Here is a 13,346-nt window from a genome sequence, read left to right as displayed (position 1 = left end):
CTTTCCTTTTATTGAAATTAATTAGTTATATCTATAAATTATTTCTTCTTGTTTGCAACAGTTCTCTTCGGTCCCTTGCGAGTTCTCGCATTTGTCTTAGTCTTCTGACCACGAACCGGGAGTCCTTTACGATGACGGATACCTCTGTAGCATCCAATCTCCTGCAGTCTCTTGATGTTAAGGGCGATTTCCCTTCTCAGATCACCTTCTACTGTCATTGTCTCATCAATAACAGCGCTCAGTCTCTTAACCTCATCATCAGTCAGATCTCTGACACGTGTGTCAGGATTAACCTCTGCTTTAGCAAGAATTTTGTCTGCGCTTGGTCTACCAATTCCATAAATGTAGGTAAGACCGATTTCAATACGTTTCTCTCTTGGTAAGTCTACACCAGCTATACGAGCCATGTACTGTTTCCTCCATTTTCTGTTTCTGAAAGTTCCGCATATCGTATGTCACTTGCTCTCGCAAGGTGAAATGGGACATATCGACCTGCCGCTTTCTTTTCTAGTTTCCTAATTGGGGTGCCTCGGTAAAACACCCAGCTGTAATTGGCGAATCACAGCCTTTCCGAAATTGCGGATCTTAACCGCTGTTGCCTCTCGGTATTAGGCAATACATGCTTATTATCTGTTCAGCAGAACAACCCTACCGGGTGTTTCATACTGCAGCCGCACGTTTCACAAACATTCCAAAGAAGTTCCGATATGGAAATCAACCCTGACGCTGTTTGTGCTTCGGGTTCTCACAGATGATTCTGATGGATCCCTTTCTCTTAATGACCTTGCACTTCTCGCAGATCGGCTTTACAGATGATCTTACTTTCACTGGAAATCCTCCTTCCGTAAATTAGTCTCATATCTGCAGTTTCACAGGCGCACTCATACACAGTATTTGCGCGCTTGAAATATATACTAACACCTGTTTTCCTGAAATGCAAGAAAAATTTAAAAAATTTTTGATTTTTTTTACGGGCTGTATTATAATGGGTGGCAAAGTCCGGCAGACATATGGAATCTGCCTATTTTAATGAAAGGAATCTTTACATATGCATACGGAAATGAAGTATCGTTTTCTGATACATTACACCTTATCTTTTATCGGTGGATACCTGGGGCTTTATGCCATTGTGTCAAGAGCTGATCTTTTTGGCAATGCCCAGACAGCCAACCTTCTTGGTGTTGTTCGTGATCTCATAGGCAGGGATTTTTCGGATATGCTACTGCGTGTGGGTGCGCTTCTCATATATATGGCTGCTGTGATCCTTACGGTCTGGATCCCGGAGCATTTTTCCACAGATCTTCGTTTTATCAGTATCGGGATCGATATCTTTGCGATCCTGCTCCTGGGATTCTTTCCTTCCGGAATGTCTCCGGTTGTCGCTCTTTACCCCGTGTTCTTTGCGATGCCTTTCCAGTGGTGTACCTTCAAGGCTCCCGGCGGATATAACAGCTCAACGATCTTTTCCACCAACAATCTCCGTCAGTTCACCACAGCTGTCACACAGTTTCTTATGAAAAAGGACAGCGCACAGTGCGATAAAGCAAAATTCTACGGAATGACGCTGCTTTCTTTCCATACAGGTGCAGCTCTGTCTCTGATCCTGTATATGACCTGCGGTCTCTCAGGCGTATGGCTCTGTCTGGTTCCTGCCTTCTATGCTGTATGGCTGATCAGTGCAGACCGGAATACTGCTGATACACCGGCAGTTACCCGAAGCAGCGCTTCTGCCTGCAGCAGCTTCAGGAATCTTTCTTATAAGAAAAAAGAGGCCTGACTTTATTTTAGTTTTGATAAAAGAAGGGGAAATGTGATCTGTTTTTACACTGTCACATTTCCTTTTTTGTTTACGCGCAGCTTACAGCTTATATGCGTTCGAAATCCAGTATCATGGTTTTGAATAGCCGCAAATTGATTTCATCTATATTTCTCATACTGTCTTCATAACATATCAATATGTTTTTTAACTTGTTTAAACATTTTCCGGCATTTTCATTGCACTTGCCGGGAAAATCTCTTATAATTATTTCAGAAATCATAAATCCCTCTATATATTTTTGACCGAACATGAATGGAGAATTGAAATGCCCAGAAGTATTTACGAAGATATTTATAAAGATCTGAAAATGAAAATAGAGGACAACACCTTTGCCTATCAGGAGCTTCTGCCTTCCGAAAACACTCTGATCCGGACTTATGGCTGCTCCCGCAATACCCTGCGCCGTGCAGTCCGTCTTCTTGTCAGTGATGGCTATGTACAGACCATGCAGGGAAAAGGTGTCCGCAATATCTACCGTCCAAACGAACAGACTGCTTTCACCATCGGAGAGATTGAAACCTTCAAGGAATCTGCTGCAAGGAACGGTCAGAATGCCCATACAGAGGTGGCTCTCTTTACAGAACTTTGTATCAGCAAAAAGCAGTCTGCTTACACAGGATTTCCCGCTGGTGCAGAAGTATATTATATTCAGCGTATCCATTATCTTGAAGATATCCCACTGATCATCAACCATAATTATTTTCTGAAGGAATCCGTTCCCGGCCTTACTGCCGAGATTGCCAGCCATTCTATCTATGAATACCTGGAGCAGGAGCTTCATATGACCATTGTCAACAGCAAACGTGTCATGACTGTGGAAAAGGTTACGGAAATTGATGAAAAATATCTTCATCTGAATGTAAAAGATTATAACTGCGTGGCTGTGGTGTCCAGCCAGACTTATAACAGTGATGGCGTGATGTTTGAGTATACCCAGTCACGACACAGACCGGATCACTTTCGATTTTATGATAATGCCCTGCGCCGATGAGCCCGGCTCATAACTGCTTCGCAGCTATACGGTTATAAGCCGGCAACAAATGTGGCTCACAAATATCCGCCTGGATCTGTATAGATACCTGAATCTGTATAGATGCTGCAGTTTCCTATTTCCCGGAATTATGTTATACTGAAACGATCAAATGGAGAGAGGATATTTTATTTATATGAAAAAACGAGAATCTTTTAACAGCCGCTGGGGATTCATTCTTGCCTGCATCGGGTCTGCGGTTGGAATGGGAAATATCTGGATGTTTCCCACCAGAGTTTCCCTGTATGGAGGGGGATCGTTCCTGATCCCGTATTTTATTTTCGTAGCACTGATCAGCTTTACCGGAGTGATCGGTGAGATGAGCTTTGGCCGTGGGACACGTTCCGGGCCCATTGACGCCTTCGGCATGGCCTGTGAAACCCGCGGAAAGCGAAAGCCTGGCGAACTGCTCGGATGGATCCCTGTGATCGGAGCACTGGCTATGGCTATCGGCTATACAGTTGTTATGGGATGGATCTTCCGATATATGATCGGAGCCTTTACAGGATCTACCCTGGCACCTGCGGATATTGAGTCCTTTGAGTCTCAATTCGGAGGTATGGCCTCTGCCTGGGGAAATAATCTCTGGCAGCTGGCTGCTCTTGTGATCTGCATGTTTATCCTGATGTACGGCGTTGGAAGCGGTATCGAAAAAGCCAACAAGATCATGATGCCTGTTTTCTTTATCCTGTTTGTGATCCTTGGCATCTATGTTGCGTTTCAGCCGGGCTCAAACGCAGGATACCGCTATATCTTCCGCGTGGAGCCGGAAGTTCTGGCCAAGCCTTCCACCTGGATCTTTGCACTGGGGCAGGCATTTTTCTCCCTGTCTGTGGCCGGAAACGGAACCCTGATCTACGGTTCCTATCTTCCGGACAGTGAGGATATCCCGGCTTCTGCTGCAAGAGTGGCTCTTTTTGATACCATTGCCGCCATGCTGGCAGCTCTTGTGATCATTCCGGCCATGGCGACCACCGGAGCCAAGCTTGACCAGGGCGGTCCCGGACTTTTGTTCATCTACCTGCCGCACCTGATCAAAACCATGCCCGGCGGACGGATCATTGCCATCATCTTTTTCGTAGCTGTATTCCTTGCAGGTATGACCTCGCTTATGAACCTTTATGAAGCACCCATTGCCACAGTCCAGGAAAAAACAGGTCTTGGCCGGACTCCTTCCTGCATGGTGATCGCAATGATCGGCGTTGTAGCTTCTCTGCTGATCCAGGGCATTGTTTCTGACTGGATGGATGTGCTTTCCATCTATATCTGTCCTCTCGGCGCAGGACTTGCAGGAATCATGTTCTTCTGGATCTTCGGCCGGAGCTATGTGGAAAATCAGGTCAGCAAAGGACGTGAGAAACCGTTCACGAAATATTTTTATCCGGTGTGTAAATATATTTATGTTCCTGTTTGTTTTCTGGTTCTGATTCTTGGAATTGTACTTGGCGGAATCGGATGATGCGGCATCTGTTCTTATAATAAAGAATCCTGCCTGATGTTATCGGAACATCACAGAATATTTTCCTGTAGCATAAAAAACGCCGGGAATGATAGTTCTCTATCATTCCCGGCGTATATCAGCAAAATCTGTTCCCTTTATGTTTAAAGCGTGAAATAAATGTGAGTAATAAACTCCACTTCAGATTCTTTTTCTGCAGAAAAGGCAAAAAAAGACCCGGCAGCTTAACGCCACCAGGTCATCTTTTACAATATTTCTTATTTATCTCTCCAGATGATTCTTCCCTTGGAAAGATCATACGGAGAAAGTTCGATCGTTACTTTATCTCCCGGGAGAATACGGATAAAATTCATACGGAGCTTGCCACTGATATGTGCAAGTACCACATGTTTGTTTTCCAGTTCTACTTTAAACATCGCGTTAGGCAGTTTCTCCAGAACAGTGCCTTCTACTTCGATCACATCTGCTTTTGACATTTTTTACCTCCTATGTCATAACAACAATTGCTGCTTACAGATTCGTAAGCGTCAGAATCTCTGGTTCCCCATCAGTGATGAGAATCGTGTTTTCATAATGGGCGGAAAGTGAACCATCCATGGTTACTACTGTCCACTCATCGTCCAGCCATGCCACGTCCGCACGACCAAGGTTGATCATGGGCTCGACGGCCAGGGTCATTCCCGGAAGGAGCTTGATGCCCCTGCGCTTCTGCGGGAAGTTTGGAATCTGCGGATCCTCATGAAGATGAGTTCCGATTCCATGTCCTACAAGGTCACGTACAATACCGTAACGGTATTTCGCTGCGTGGGCTCCGATGGCTTTGGAAATATCATTTAAATGATTTCCTGCTTTTGCCATTTTCAGTCCTTCAAAAAAGCACTCTCTTGTAACTTTAATGAGCTGCTGTGCTTCTTTGGATACTTCACCTACCGCATAGGTACGTGCTGCGTCAGAATGGTAGCCCTTATAAATCAGGCCGGCGTCGATCTTAACCAGATCCCCGTCCTGGATGATCTTCTCCTCGGATGGAATTCCATGCACAACCTCATCATTCAGGCTGATGCAGAAAGAAGCCGGAAAACCTCCGTAGTTCAGAAAGTTCGGAATACAGCCCATAGACCGGATCATTTCTTCCCCGATCTTATCAATCTCTTTGGTGCTGACACCCGGTTTGATGTAAGGGATCAAACCGTCATGCACCTTCTCAAGAAGATGGCCTGCTTCTCTCATAAGTTCAATTTCATGCTGTGTCTTAATTGTTACGGACATTCTTATTCTCCTAAGATGTCAACGATCTCCTGGAATACCTCATTCAGATCCCTGGTTCCGTCTACCGTCTTCAAAACACCCTGTGTGGTGTAATAGTCAATCAATGGCTGTGTCTGCTCATGATAAACATTCAGACGCTTCTGGACTGTTTCCGGCTTGTCATCTTCACGGAGTACAAGCTTGTCACCACAGGTATCGCATACACCCTCTGTCTTCGGTGCTGCAAATACAACGTGATAAGTTGCACCACATTTCACACATGCACGGCGTCCGCCCATACGTTTCACGATGTTATCATCCGGCACATCCACATCAATCGCATAGTCAATTTTGCTTCCAAGTTTGTTCAGAGCCTCTGTCAGACATTCTGCCTGCGGAATTGTTCTCGGGAAACCATCCAGAACATACCCTTCCCGTGCGTCATCCTGCTGGATTCTGTCAACAACAAGGTCGCAGGTCAGTTCATCCGGAACAAGAAGTCCCTGATCCATGTAAGTTTTTGCTTTGTTTCCAAGCTCGGTACCGTTTTTGATGTTGGCACGGAAAATATCTCCTGTGGAGATGTGCGGAATCCCATATTTCGCCGCAATTTTCTTAGCCTGAGTACCTTTACCTGCCCCTGGTGCACCCAACATAATAATTCTCATAGCATACCCTCCATTTTCCTGTTTTCTGCCTGATTTTCAGACAGTCCTGTTTACAAATCAAGGCTGCGACACTTTCGCACCGCAACCTTCATTTTCAATTAGTTCAGGAAGCCTTTGTAATTACGCACAAGCAGCTGAGATTCCACCTGCTTAACGGTCTCCAGGATAACACCTACGATGATGATGATAGATGTACCGCCGAAGGAAACATCCGCACCGAACACACCGTTGAAGAAGAACGGTATAACGGCCACGATAACAAGACCTACTGCACCTATAAATATAATATAATTCAGGATTTTAGTCAAATAATCTGAAGTCGGTTTTCCCGGACGGATGCCTGGGATAAAACCGCCCTGCTTTTTGATATTATCGGCTACTTCCAACGGATTAAAGGTAATTGATGTATAGAAGTATGCGAAAAATACGCAAAGTACTACATACACGATCAGACCCCAGCTGTACTGGATCTGACTTGGATTACACCAGTTATTGGAGGAAAGTCCTCTTAATATCTCACTTCCGATGCCCGTTCCGTTTCCTTTGCCAGCGAACTGAGCAATGATCGACGGGAAAGACATGATAGAAGAAGCAAAAATAACCGGGATAACGCCGGCAGTATTTACCTTGAGCGGGATGTTTGTGGACTGACCGCCCATCATTTTACGTCCAACCATCTTTCTGGAATACTGAACCGGAATTCTTCTCTCTGCTCCGTTGAGGATAAGTACGAGCACTACAACAAACAGAATAATCACAGCAATGATGCAGGCTGCAAGCATTCCTTTTGCAATTGTTTTGCCCTTGACGAAGTTCTCATAAAGAAGGGACATATCACTCGGGATCCTGGACACGATATTGATAGTCAGGACGATGGAAATACCATTTCCAATGCCCTTCTCTGTAATACGCTCGCCCAACCACATAAGCATTGCGGAACCCGCTGTTAAACTTGCAACAACTACGACTCCTTTAAGGAAGTTCATGTTCGGGATCATACCCTGACGTCCGAATCCGATTGCCATGGCAACAGACTCAAACAGAGCAAGACCAACCGTTACATAACGTGTGATTGCTGTAAGCTTTTTTCTTCCTTCTTCTCCGTCACGCTGCATCTCTTCCAGTGCCGGAATGGCAATGGTAAGAAGCTGAATGATAATGGAAGAAGTAATGTAAGGTGTGATGTTCAATGCAAAAATTGACATCTGAGTAAAGGAACCGCCGGTGAACGCATCAAAGAAATTGAATGCGTCACCGGTATTAGATTCAAACCACTGCTTAAAGAAGTCACTGTCGACTCCCGGTACAGGAAGCTGGGATCCGATTCTGATCACGAATATCATCCAGATCAGATAGAGAAGCTTTCTTCTCATTTCCTTTACTTTGAAAACACTCTTAAGAGTCTCAAACATTAGATCACCTCTACTGTACCACCAGCAGCTTCAATTTTTGTTTTTGCAGTCTCGCTGACAGCGTTTACTTTAACATTAAGTTTTTTTGTAAGCTCGCCGTTTCCAAGGATCTTAACACCATCACCGATCTTGGAGATTGCACCGCTTGCAAGTAAGCTGTCAACTGTAACCTCTGCGCCATCCTCAAAACGATTGAGAACGTCTACATTGATTGCGATAATTTCTTTAGAGTTTCTGTTAGTGAAGCCTCTCTTAGGAAGACGTCTGTATAAAGGCATCTGACCTCCCTCGAATCCCGGTTTCTTGTGGCCGGAACGAGCAAGCTGTCCTTTATGTCCTTTACCAGCAGTTTTGCCGTTTCCTGAACCATGTCCACGGCCTCTTCTGAAGTTATCGCTATGCTTGGAACCCTCTGCGGGTCTTAAGTTTGATAATTCCATTCTGGCACCTCCTTAATCTTCTACTTTTACCAGGTGCTGCACCTGCTGAATCATTCCTCTGGTTGCAGCGTTGTCTGGCATCTCAACTGTTTTATGCATCTTTGTAAGACCCATAGCTTTTACAGTTTTTTTGTGTTTCGGTACTGCACCGATCGGAGATTTTACCAGTGTAACCTTGATTGTATCTGCCATTTCCATATCCTCCTTAACCCAGAATCTCATCTACAGATTTTCCGCGGAGCTTTGCAACCTCTTCCGGAGTCTTTAACTGGCTCAGGCCTGCGATTGTTGCCAGAACTACGTTCTGTTTATTTCTGGAACCCATACATTTTGTACGGATGTTTTTGATACCTGCAAGCTCGATTACGGCACGTGCCGGGCCACCGGCGATAACTCCAGTACCTTCCGGAGCTCTCTTCAGAAGCATCTCAGCACTTCCGAATTTTCCGATGAAGTCATGTGTAATGGAATTGTTCTCGTCTCTTGCAACAGTAACAAGTTTCTTCATAGCGTCCTCTTTACCTTTGCGGATCGCCTCCGGAATTTCTGCTGCTTTTCCTAAACCTGCACCAACGTGTCCATTGCCGTCACCTACAACAACTAAAGCTGTGAAACGGAAGTTACGACCACCTTTAACAACCTTGGTAACACGCTTGATTGATACTACTTTATCTTCTAACTCTAACTGACTAGCATCAATAAGATTACGTTTCATGTGTTCTTTTCCTCCTCTTAGAATTTCAGTCCAGCTTCTCTTGCTGCATCTGCCAGTGCTTTAACTTTTCCGTGGTAGATATATCCACCTCTGTCGAAAACAACGCTCTCGATACCAGCCTCAACAGCTTTTTTACCGATCACTGCTCCAACTTTTGCTGCAGCCTGTACATCATCAGTGTTCTCAAGCTCTGCTTTTACGTCCTTCTGGAGAGTAGAAGCGGATACTAAAGTTTTACCAACTGTGTCATCAATAATCTGTGCATAGATGTGCTTGTTGGAACGAAATACTGCCAGACGAGGAGTAGTTGCAGTTCCGTTTAAATGATGACGTAATCTTCTATGCTTCTTTTCGCGAATTTCGCTTCTGGATGCTTTGTTAATCATATTCTCACTCTCCTTAATTATTTCTTACCGGTCTTACCGACTTTACGTCTGATAACTTCGTCAACGTACTTGATTCCCTTGCCCTTGTATGGCTCAGGTCTTCTCTTGTCTCTGATCTCAGCTGCGTACTGGCCAACTTTTTCTTTGCTGATACCAGATACGATGATCTTGTTTCCGTCAACTGTGGACTCAAGACCTTCTGGATCTTCCATCTCTACCGGGTGAGAATATCCGAGGTTAAGTACAAGTTTCTTGCCCTGCTTAGCAGCTCTGTAACCAACACCGTTAACCTCAAGCTCTTTTTTGTATCCTTCACTTACACCAACAACCATGTTGTGGATAAGGCTTCTTGTTAAGCCGTGAAGGGCTTTGATTCTCTTTAAGTCGTTCGGTCTTGTTACAACTACATGACCGTCTTCAACTTTGATCTCTAACTCTGTCGGGAGTGCTCTCTCAAGTGTTCCCTTAGGTCCTTTTACTGTTACAACGTTTCCATCTGCGACTGTAACCTCAACGCCAGCTGGAATTGCAACCGGAAGTCTTCCGATTCGTGACATAAATTTGTCCTCCTTACTTAGATTGTCGGAGAGGGCCCCTGCCCTCTCTGTTTTCAGTTTAAAAGCTATATGACTGCTTCGTTAAGCGGCTTTCGGCCTACCAAACGAATGCAAGTACCTCGCCACCAACCTGAAGCTTACGAGCCTCTTTGTCAGTGACAACGCCTTTGTTTGTGGAAAGGATCGCGATACCAAGTCCACCAAGAACCTTCGGAAGCTCATCCTTGCCTGCGTATACACGAAGACCCGGTTTGGAGATTCTCTTAAGTCCTGTGATGATCTTCTGGTTTTTGTCCTCACCATATTTCAGTGTGATGTGAAGAGTTTTAACAACTCCATCCTCAACCATATCATATTTTGCGATGTATCCCTCATCTACAAGGATGTTTGCAATAGCAATTTTCATCTTGGATGCCGGTACGTCTACAGTGTCATGTTTTGCAGTGTTTGCGTTACGGATTCTTGTAAGCATATCTGCGATCGGATCGCTCATTGTCATGTAAGTTTCCTCCTCTTTCTTCAGACTTTACATGTCGTGTGAATATTATTTATATAATTAAAAAGTTGCTTTCGCCTCGGCCTACCAGGAAGCTTTCTTAACACCCGGGATCTGACCTTTGTATGCCAGCTCACGGAAGCAGATTCTGCAAATTCCGTATTTTCTCAGGTATGCATGTGGACGGCCACAGATTCTGCAGCGGGTATACTCTCTTGTGGAGAATTTAGCTTTACGCTGCTGTTTAATTTTCATTGCTGTCTTAGCCATGAATCTTTTCCTCCTATTTAGCAAATGGCATGTTGAATAATGTCAGTAATTCGCGTGCCTCTTCATCTGTTTTAGCAGTTGTAACGAAGATAACGTCCATTCCTCTTACTTTATCAACCTTATCGTACTCAACCTCTGGGAAGATCAGCTGCTCTTTGATACCAAGAGCATAGTTTCCTCTGCCGTCGAATGCGTTCGGGTTAACACCACGGAAGTCACGTACACGTGGAAGAGCAAGGTTGATAAGACGATCAGCGAACTCATACATCTTCTCGCCTCTCAGAGTAACTTTACATCCGATCGGCATACCCTCTCTGATTTTGAAGTTAGCAACAGATTTTTTAGCTTTTGTAGCGATTGCTTTCTGTCCTGTAACAAGTTCCATATCTGCGATTGCAGCGTCAAGAAGTTTAGCGTTCTCTTTTGCCTCGCCAACACCCATGTTAACAACGATTTTCTCGAGTTTTGGCACTTCCATTACGTTTTTGTATCCGAATTTCTTGGTCATGGCATCCATGATCTCGTTCTTGTAAAGATCTTTTAATCTACTCACCTTTATATGCCTCCTCTCTTAATTAATCGATTGTCTTTCCTGTTGCTTTGGCAACACGAACTTTTTTGTCTCCGTCCATCTTGAATCCAACTCTTGTAGCTTTTCCGTCTACAACGAGCATTACGTTGGAAATATGAAGCGGAGCTTCTTTTGTCACGATTCCACCGTTCTGATTAGCTGCGGACGGTTTAGCGTGCTTTGTAACCATGTTTACGTTCTCAACAACTACTGTGTTGTCTTTTACGTTAACTGCAAGAACCTTTCCGTCCTTACCTTTATCTTTTCCAGCGATTACCTTTACAGTATCACCTTTTTTAATTTTCATAGCTGACATTCGGCACCCTCCTATAATACTTCCGGAGCTAAGGAAACGATCTTCATGAATTTCTTCTCACGAAGCTCTCTGGCAACTGGTCCAAAGATACGTGTTCCTCTCGGAGTTAAGTCATCCTTGATAATTACGGCAGCATTTTCATCGAAACGGATGTAAGATCCGTCTTTACGACGAGCGCCTTTTTTAGTTCTAACAACTACAGCTTTAACAACGTCACCTTTTTTAACAACGCCGCCTGGTGTTGCATCTTTAACCGTAGCAACGATTGTGTCACCGATGTTTGCATATCTTCTTGTAGAGCCGCCCATAACACGAATACAAAGGATTTCTTTTGCACCAGTGTTGTCGGCAACTTTCAGTCTACTTTCCTGCTGAATCATACTGGTTTCCTCCTTATTTAGCTTTCTCTACGATCTCAACCAGTCTCCATCTCTTGTCTTTGGACAGCGGTCTGGTCTCCATTACCTTAACGGTATCTCCGATGTTGCACTCATTGTTCTCATCATGAGCTTTTAATTTATATGTTCTCTTCACGATTTTTTTGTAAAGAGGATGTTTTACATGGTCTTCAATTGCAACTACGATGGTCTTATCCATTTTGTCGCTGATAACCTTACCCACGCGGGTTTTTCTCAGATTTCTTTCCACGATTATGTCCTCCTGTCCTATTTGGAAGCGTTTGCCTGCTCAGTGATTACTGTCTGGATTCTGGCAATATTTTTACGAACCTCTTTGATTCGTCCTGTATTGTCTAACTGGTTTGTTGCATTCTGAAATCTCAGATTGAAAAGCTCTTTTTTAGCAGCTACTAATTCTTCATTCAGTTCTGCAACTGACTTTGCTTTTAAATCTTCCACGAACTTATTAATTTTCACTGTTATCACCGCCTTCTAAGTCTGCACGAGAAACGATTTTACATTTACATGGTAACTTGTGCATTGCAAGACGTAATGCTTCACGGGCAACCTCTTCGGACACGCCTGCAATCTCAAACATAACACGACCTGGTTTTACTACTGCTACCCAGTACTCCAGAGCGCCTTTTCCGGAACCCATTCGAGTCTCAGCTGGTTTAGCTGTTACCGGTTTATCCGGGAAAATCTTAATCCAAACTTTACCGCCACGTTTGATGTAACGGGTCATAGCAACACGGGCTGCCTCGATCTGATTAGATCTGATCCAGCATGGCTCAGTAGCAACAAGACCGAAATCACCATAGTTGATAACATTACCTCTAAGGGCTTTTCCTCTCATGGAGCCACGGAATTGTTTACGACGTTTTACTCTTTTTGGCATTAACATTATTTATCGCTCCCTTCCTTAGTTCCTTTTGTCGGAAGAATCTCACCATTGTAGATCCATGCCTTAACACCAACTTTACCGTATGTGGTGTCTGCTTCCGCAAAGCCATAATCGATATCTGCACGAAGTGTCTGAAGCGGGATTGTTCCCTCGCTGTAGAACTCTGTACGAGCCATATCAGCTCCGCCGAGACGTCCGGATACGGAAGTCTTGATTCCCTTAGCGCCAGCCTTCATTGTTCTCTGCATTGTGGACTTCATAGCACGTCTGAAAGAAATACGGTTCTCAAGCTGAAGAGCAATGTTCTCAGCAACCAGCTGTGCATCCTTGTCCGGTCTCTTAACTTCTTTGATGTCAACGATAAGCTTCTTGTCTGTGTATTTCTGAAGCTCAGCTTTAACTTTCTCAATCTCTGCGCCGCCCTTACCGATTACGATACCAGGTTTTGCTGTGTAGATGATGATCTTAACTCTGTCAGATGCTCTCTCGATCTCGATCTTGGAAACACCTGCACTGTATAATTTCTTTTTAAGGAATGTTCTGATGTTGTAGTCTTCTACCAGGTAGTCAGCAAACTTGTCTTCTGCATACCATCTGGAATCCCAATCCTTGATAACTCCGACTCTAAGGCCATGCGGATTAACTTTCTGTCCCATG

At 44.3% G+C, this 13,346-nt stretch carries 23 protein-coding genes; 3 read left to right on the top strand and 20 right to left on the bottom strand.

The features are described 5' to 3' along the window. Positions 1–38 precede the first annotated feature (38 nt). Both rpsM and rpmJ read right to left on the bottom strand, forming a co-directional pair. Positions 39–407, bottom strand: coding sequence for a 30S ribosomal protein S13 (gene rpsM, locus MUB50_RS06195; protein ID WP_008707282.1), 369 nt, complete (start codon positions 405–407; stop codon positions 39–41). A 307-nt stretch (positions 408–714) separates the two neighbouring features. After that, entirely contained in the window at positions 715–828 is a 114-nt protein-coding gene (gene rpmJ / locus MUB50_RS06190) for a 50S ribosomal protein L36 (RefSeq protein ID WP_003022746.1), read from the bottom strand. Between the two features lie 220 nt (positions 829–1,048). Between rpmJ and MUB50_RS06185 the strand changes: the two genes are divergently transcribed. From MUB50_RS06185 to MUB50_RS06175, 3 genes are all read left to right on the top strand, one after another. Further along, complete coding sequence (locus MUB50_RS06185) at positions 1,049–1,777, top strand: YoaK family protein (protein ID WP_227573670.1); 729 nt, start codon at positions 1,049–1,051, stop codon at positions 1,775–1,777. A 307-nt stretch (positions 1,778–2,084) separates the two neighbouring features. Continuing rightward, complete coding sequence (locus MUB50_RS06180; RefSeq protein ID WP_227573669.1) at positions 2,085–2,810, top strand: UTRA domain-containing protein; 726 nt, start codon at positions 2,085–2,087, stop codon at positions 2,808–2,810. Between the two features lie 175 nt (positions 2,811–2,985). After that, positions 2,986–4,308: a sodium-dependent transporter gene (locus MUB50_RS06175; RefSeq protein WP_244790223.1), complete on the top strand. Its 1,323-nt coding sequence runs from the start codon at positions 2,986–2,988 to the stop codon at positions 4,306–4,308. A 257-nt stretch (positions 4,309–4,565) separates the two neighbouring features. Here MUB50_RS06175 and infA read toward each other — a convergent pair whose 3' ends face one another. From infA to rpsC, 18 genes are all read right to left on the bottom strand, one after another. After that, positions 4,566–4,784, bottom strand: a complete 219-nt coding sequence (gene infA, locus MUB50_RS06170) for a translation initiation factor IF-1 (RefSeq protein ID WP_005428560.1) — start codon at positions 4,782–4,784, stop codon at positions 4,566–4,568. A gap of 34 nt (positions 4,785–4,818) precedes the next feature. Then, positions 4,819–5,577, bottom strand: a complete 759-nt coding sequence (gene map / locus MUB50_RS06165) for a type I methionyl aminopeptidase (protein WP_015526936.1) — start codon at positions 5,575–5,577, stop codon at positions 4,819–4,821. A 2-nt stretch (positions 5,578–5,579) separates the two neighbouring features. After that, complete coding sequence (locus tag MUB50_RS06160) at positions 5,580–6,224, bottom strand: adenylate kinase (protein WP_118624187.1); 645 nt, start codon at positions 6,222–6,224, stop codon at positions 5,580–5,582. A gap of 98 nt (positions 6,225–6,322) precedes the next feature. Then, the gene (secY, locus tag MUB50_RS06155; RefSeq protein WP_118513011.1) at positions 6,323–7,636 is read right to left on the bottom strand and encodes a preprotein translocase subunit SecY; all 1,314 of its coding nucleotides are present in this window, start codon (positions 7,634–7,636) and stop codon (positions 6,323–6,325) included. Further along, positions 7,636–8,076 (bottom strand): 50S ribosomal protein L15, encoded by a 441-nt coding sequence (rplO, locus tag MUB50_RS06150; protein WP_015526933.1) that lies wholly within the window; start codon positions 8,074–8,076, stop codon positions 7,636–7,638. The genes secY and rplO overlap by 1 nt, the downstream gene beginning before the upstream one ends. 12 nt (positions 8,077–8,088) lie before the next feature. Further along, positions 8,089–8,268 carry a 50S ribosomal protein L30 gene (gene rpmD, locus MUB50_RS06145; protein WP_015526932.1) on the bottom strand — a complete coding sequence of 60 codons (180 nt, stop codon included), beginning with the start codon at positions 8,266–8,268 and terminating at the stop codon, positions 8,089–8,091. Between the two features lie 13 nt (positions 8,269–8,281). Continuing rightward, the gene (rpsE, locus tag MUB50_RS06140; protein WP_015526931.1) at positions 8,282–8,791 is read right to left on the bottom strand and encodes a 30S ribosomal protein S5; all 510 of its coding nucleotides are present in this window, start codon (positions 8,789–8,791) and stop codon (positions 8,282–8,284) included. A 17-nt stretch (positions 8,792–8,808) separates the two neighbouring features. Next, complete coding sequence (gene rplR / locus MUB50_RS06135; RefSeq protein ID WP_118513010.1) at positions 8,809–9,177, bottom strand: 50S ribosomal protein L18; 369 nt, start codon at positions 9,175–9,177, stop codon at positions 8,809–8,811. A 17-nt stretch (positions 9,178–9,194) separates the two neighbouring features. After that, entirely contained in the window at positions 9,195–9,734 is a 540-nt protein-coding gene (gene rplF / locus MUB50_RS06130) for a 50S ribosomal protein L6 (protein WP_015526929.1), read from the bottom strand. Between the two features lie 97 nt (positions 9,735–9,831). After that, positions 9,832–10,233, bottom strand: coding sequence for a 30S ribosomal protein S8 (gene rpsH / locus MUB50_RS06125; protein ID WP_118513009.1), 402 nt, complete (start codon positions 10,231–10,233; stop codon positions 9,832–9,834). An 81-nt stretch (positions 10,234–10,314) separates the two neighbouring features. Beyond that, positions 10,315–10,500: a type Z 30S ribosomal protein S14 gene (locus MUB50_RS06120; RefSeq protein WP_015526927.1), complete on the bottom strand. Its 186-nt coding sequence runs from the start codon at positions 10,498–10,500 to the stop codon at positions 10,315–10,317. Positions 10,501–10,513: 13 nt separating this feature from the next. Continuing rightward, entirely contained in the window at positions 10,514–11,053 is a 540-nt protein-coding gene (gene rplE / locus MUB50_RS06115; RefSeq protein ID WP_021650765.1) for a 50S ribosomal protein L5, read from the bottom strand. Positions 11,054–11,075: 22 nt separating this feature from the next. Then, entirely contained in the window at positions 11,076–11,387 is a 312-nt protein-coding gene (gene rplX, locus MUB50_RS06110) for a 50S ribosomal protein L24 (RefSeq protein ID WP_021650764.1), read from the bottom strand. 11 nt (positions 11,388–11,398) lie between these two features. After that, entirely contained in the window at positions 11,399–11,767 is a 369-nt protein-coding gene (gene rplN / locus MUB50_RS06105) for a 50S ribosomal protein L14 (RefSeq protein ID WP_118513008.1), read from the bottom strand. A gap of 13 nt (positions 11,768–11,780) precedes the next feature. Continuing rightward, complete coding sequence (gene rpsQ, locus MUB50_RS06100; protein ID WP_021650763.1) at positions 11,781–12,035, bottom strand: 30S ribosomal protein S17; 255 nt, start codon at positions 12,033–12,035, stop codon at positions 11,781–11,783. A gap of 17 nt (positions 12,036–12,052) precedes the next feature. Continuing rightward, positions 12,053–12,262, bottom strand: coding sequence for a 50S ribosomal protein L29 (gene rpmC, locus MUB50_RS06095; RefSeq protein WP_021650762.1), 210 nt, complete (start codon positions 12,260–12,262; stop codon positions 12,053–12,055). Further along, positions 12,252–12,689, bottom strand: a complete 438-nt coding sequence (gene rplP, locus MUB50_RS06090; protein ID WP_015526924.1) for a 50S ribosomal protein L16 — start codon at positions 12,687–12,689, stop codon at positions 12,252–12,254. The genes rpmC and rplP overlap by 11 nt, the downstream gene beginning before the upstream one ends. Then, the gene (gene rpsC / locus MUB50_RS06085) at positions 12,689–13,345 is read right to left on the bottom strand and encodes a 30S ribosomal protein S3 (protein ID WP_015526923.1); all 657 of its coding nucleotides are present in this window, start codon (positions 13,343–13,345) and stop codon (positions 12,689–12,691) included. Before rpsC ends, rplP begins: the two co-directional genes overlap by 1 nt. Between the last annotated feature and the right edge of the window lies 1 nt (position 13,346).

The sequence above is a fragment of the Blautia sp. NSJ-140 genome (assembly GCF_022868965.1).
In the GTDB taxonomy this organism is placed as follows: domain Bacteria; phylum Bacillota; class Clostridia; order Lachnospirales; family Lachnospiraceae; genus Blautia_A.
Note: the sequence above shows the minus strand (reverse complement) of the source record. Positions and strands in the feature narration are given on the sequence as shown.

Coding starts and splice junctions, on each gene's coding strand:
- secY (WP_118513011.1), bottom strand. CDS start 7,636: ATGTTTGAGACTCTTAAGAGTGTTTTCAAAGTAAAGGAAATGAGAAGA.
- rplX (WP_021650764.1), bottom strand. CDS start 11,387: ATGTCAGCTATGAAAATTAAAAAAGGTGATACTGTAAAGGTAATCGCT.
- rpsH (WP_118513009.1), bottom strand. CDS start 10,233: ATGACAATGAGCGATCCGATCGCAGATATGCTTACAAGAATCCGTAAC.
- rpsE (WP_015526931.1), bottom strand. CDS start 8,791: ATGAAACGTAATCTTATTGATGCTAGTCAGTTAGAGTTAGAAGATAAA.
- MUB50_RS06185 (WP_227573670.1), top strand. CDS start 1,049: ATGCATACGGAAATGAAGTATCGTTTTCTGATACATTACACCTTATCT.
- MUB50_RS06180 (WP_227573669.1), top strand. CDS start 2,085: ATGCCCAGAAGTATTTACGAAGATATTTATAAAGATCTGAAAATGAAA.
- rpsM (WP_008707282.1), bottom strand. CDS start 407: ATGGCTCGTATAGCTGGTGTAGACTTACCAAGAGAGAAACGTATTGAA.
- rplN (WP_118513008.1), bottom strand. CDS start 11,767: ATGATTCAGCAGGAAAGTAGACTGAAAGTTGCCGACAACACTGGTGCA.
- MUB50_RS06160 (WP_118624187.1), bottom strand. CDS start 6,224: ATGAGAATTATTATGTTGGGTGCACCAGGGGCAGGTAAAGGTACTCAG.
- infA (WP_005428560.1), bottom strand. CDS start 4,784: ATGTCAAAAGCAGATGTGATCGAAGTAGAAGGCACTGTTCTGGAGAAA.
- rplP (WP_015526924.1), bottom strand. CDS start 12,689: ATGTTAATGCCAAAAAGAGTAAAACGTCGTAAACAATTCCGTGGCTCC.
- MUB50_RS06175 (WP_244790223.1), top strand. CDS start 2,986: ATGAAAAAACGAGAATCTTTTAACAGCCGCTGGGGATTCATTCTTGCC.
- rpsC (WP_015526923.1), bottom strand. CDS start 13,345: ATGGGACAGAAAGTTAATCCGCATGGCCTTAGAGTCGGAGTTATCAAG.
- map (WP_015526936.1), bottom strand. CDS start 5,577: ATGTCCGTAACAATTAAGACACAGCATGAAATTGAACTTATGAGAGAA.
- rplO (WP_015526933.1), bottom strand. CDS start 8,076: ATGGAATTATCAAACTTAAGACCCGCAGAGGGTTCCAAGCATAGCGAT.
- MUB50_RS06120 (WP_015526927.1), bottom strand. CDS start 10,500: ATGGCTAAGACAGCAATGAAAATTAAACAGCAGCGTAAAGCTAAATTC.
- rplF (WP_015526929.1), bottom strand. CDS start 9,734: ATGTCACGAATCGGAAGACTTCCGGTTGCAATTCCAGCTGGCGTTGAG.
- rpmD (WP_015526932.1), bottom strand. CDS start 8,268: ATGGCAGATACAATCAAGGTTACACTGGTAAAATCTCCGATCGGTGCA.
- rplR (WP_118513010.1), bottom strand. CDS start 9,177: ATGATTAACAAAGCATCCAGAAGCGAAATTCGCGAAAAGAAGCATAGA.